The sequence below is a fragment of the Streptomyces sp. NPDC042638 genome (assembly GCF_040647235.1).
Taxonomy (GTDB): domain Bacteria; phylum Actinomycetota; class Actinomycetes; order Streptomycetales; family Streptomycetaceae; genus Streptomyces; species Streptomyces rameus.
The window spans coordinates 58,352-61,085 of record NZ_JBEZBT010000007.1 but is presented as its reverse complement, the minus strand read 5'-3'; the positions used below and the strand labels follow the sequence as shown (position 1 = coordinate 61,085).

Here is a 2,734-nt window from a genome sequence, read left to right as displayed (position 1 = left end):
TCCGGCTCCGCCGCGGCCTTTGCCTCCGGCTCCGGCTCCGGCTCTGCCTCCGGCTGTGCCTCTGCCGCCGCCTCGCTGACTGCCTCCGCCTCCGGCGCCGGGGTGGGCTCGGCTGGTGCCTCTGCCGCCGGAGTGGGGCCGGCCGCGTTCGCGGGGTTCGTCTCGGGGGCTTCGGCGGCGGCCGGGGCCGGTGCTGCGTCCGGCTGGGGGTGGGGTGACTCGGCCTCGGCCGGGGTCTTGGCCTCGGCCCTGGTTTCCGGGTTTTCGGGCTCGGCCGGAGCGGTCTGCTCGGGCGCCTCGCCGTCGGCCGGGTTCTCCGGGGACTGGGACGGGTGCGGGACCTTGATGTTGTCGAAGGCCGCTGCCACCAGTTCGTGTTCCGACGACGACTGGCGGGGTTCGGGCAGGGAAGCGGAATCGACCCCCGGCCCGGATGCGGGCGGGGTCTGCGCGGGGGTCCGGTCCGCACCCTCCGCCTCGGTGGCTCGTGACTTGCGTGAGCGGCCGAATGCGTTCCGCAGGAGAGTGAGAATGCCCATGTGCGCAACCCTTCGCGTGAGTTGTAATCCGTCAATCGCTGGCCACGACGGACACGTAAGGTTAGCGGCCCCGGGTTGCCGGACCGCGTCAGTGCGGGGACGTGATCGCGCGGGCCGCGGCAACCTCCTGGCGCAGCGGTTCGAGGACGCTGCCGACGGGCCCGGTGAGGTCGGTGCGGACGGCGATCAGGGTCTCCGCACGCCGTACGCCCTCCGACAGCTCCCGGAGCTGCAGGGCCACCTGGGCGATCTCGCCGGCGGACGGAGGCGGCGCCCCGTGGCGGACGCGGACGCGGGCCGCCGTCGTGGCGTCCACGATGCGTTCCACGGCCACGACCAGCGGCCACCACGCGGCGGCGCGCCGGCCGGTCGGCGGCGGCTCGGTCAGGGCCCGTTGGAACTCCGTGCGGATGACGGACAGGTCGCGGTAGAGGCGGCGGCGCATGCGGGCGCGGGCGGACAGGTCGGTGCCGTCGCCGAACGCCGCCTCGACGTAGGCCGCAGTGTCGGCCACCGCGTCGGCCAGCCGGTCGCCCACGCGGCTGTGCCAGCTCTCGGGCCAGAGGAGGTAGCCGGCGGTGAGTACGATCGCGCAGCCCAGCAGCGAATCGTTCAGCCGCGGCAGCAGCAGGGCCGTTCCCTGGTGGTTGAGGATGTCGGAGAGGAGCAGGATCACCGGGGTGATGGCCGCCGTCTGGTAGCCGTAGCCCCGTGGGGTGAGGGCCGGGATGAGCGGGGCCAGGAGGAAGAGCACGAGGACGTCCCACCAGCCCAGGGAGACCTCGGCCAGCACGAACGCCGCCAGCACCAGGCCGGCCACCGTGCCCAGGGCACGCATCAGGGCGCGGGAGAAGACGGAGCCGAAGTCCGGCTTGAGGACGAAGGTGACCGTCAGCGCGACCCAGTAGGAGCGGGCGACGGGCACCAGGGAGACCAGGGACTGGGCGATGCCGATGCAGACCGCCAGTCGTACGCCGTAGCGCCAGGAGTTGGCGGACAGGACGACGTTGCGCGCGGTGCGGGCCGTACGGATGCCGAGCGCGGCCGGCCGGCCCAGGCGGTCGTCGATGCCCCGGGGGTCCACGTCGGGCGCGGTGACGACCTCGGCGGTGTGGCGCAGGGCGTGGTCCACCGCCCGGGCCGTCTCCGTGGTGGGCGCGGGGAGGTGGAGGGGCGGCAGTGACGCGTCGTCGCTCTCCACGGCGCGGGCCAGGTGGTGCAGCGCCTCGGGGATCTGCGGCGGAAGCGGGCCGGCCGCCAGGTGGGCCGCGGGGGCCGCCTCGATCACCGGGGTGATGGCGTTCAACTGCGCCAGCATCCGGGTGAGTTCGCGGTTGCGGCCGTGGTAGCGGGCGCGTCGGGCCAGGATCAGGTCGTACGACTGGTTCAGGGACTGGGTGACGGTGCGGCGGGCGTCCTCGTACTCCTCGGCGCGGTCCGTGCCGGCGATGGCGAGCAGGTCGGCGACCGTGCGGTAGGTGGCCGCGACGGCGGTCCGTTCGGGGACGCCCGCGCGCAGCGGCCAGGACAGCAGGGCCAGCAGGAGGACCAGGAGGCCGCCACCGGTCATCAGGACGGGGGCCAGCCACCAGGGGGACGGCATCGGAAGGCCCGCGCCGACCACGCAGTTGAGCAGCAGGAGCAGGCCGGAGACCGAGGCCACCGCACCGATCGTGGAGATCATGCCGGAGATCAGGGCGACGCCGGTGACCGCGGTCACCGCGTACCAGCCGTGGCCGTACACCAGGGTGCCCAGGGCCACGCCGACCGCGCCGAACAGCTGGGGGACGGCGATGTTGAGGATGCGCATGCGATAGGCGTCGGCGGTGTCGCCGATGACGCCGGACAGGGCGCCCATGGCGGCGAGGGCGCCGTAGGCCGGACGGCCCACGGCGAGGCCGATCGCCAGGGGCAGGGCCAGGCCGAGGGCGGCGCGGACCATGGCGGACCGGTTGGTGGGCGCCTGCTGGGGTTTGAGGTTCCGGACCAGCCAGTCGGGAGGGGTGAGGCCGATGGGGAACTCTCGGAGCATGCGCCCATTATGGCCGGATTGGTTCGGTCGGCCGGGGGCGGGTGCCTTGTTCGCCACCGGGGGCTTGCCCTTGCCCCCGCCCGGCCGTGCGCGCCGCCCGGCTGTCCGCGCCGCCCGCTGTCAGGTCCCCCGCCGTCCGCGCGCCGCCGTCGGCTTCGCCCGC

At 74.5% G+C, this 2,734-nt stretch carries 1 protein-coding gene and 1 pseudogene; both read right to left on the bottom strand.

Going from position 1 to position 2,734, the window contains the following annotated elements:
• A pseudogene (locus tag AB0B40_RS08500) lies at positions 1–539 on the bottom strand (Toxic cation resistance protein); the annotation flags it as partial.
• Positions 540–627: 88 nt separating this feature from the next.
• Positions 628–2,571: an FUSC family protein gene (locus AB0B40_RS08495; protein WP_362263563.1), complete on the bottom strand. Its 1,944-nt coding sequence runs from the start codon at positions 2,569–2,571 to the stop codon at positions 628–630.
• Between the last annotated feature and the right edge of the window lie 163 nt (positions 2,572–2,734).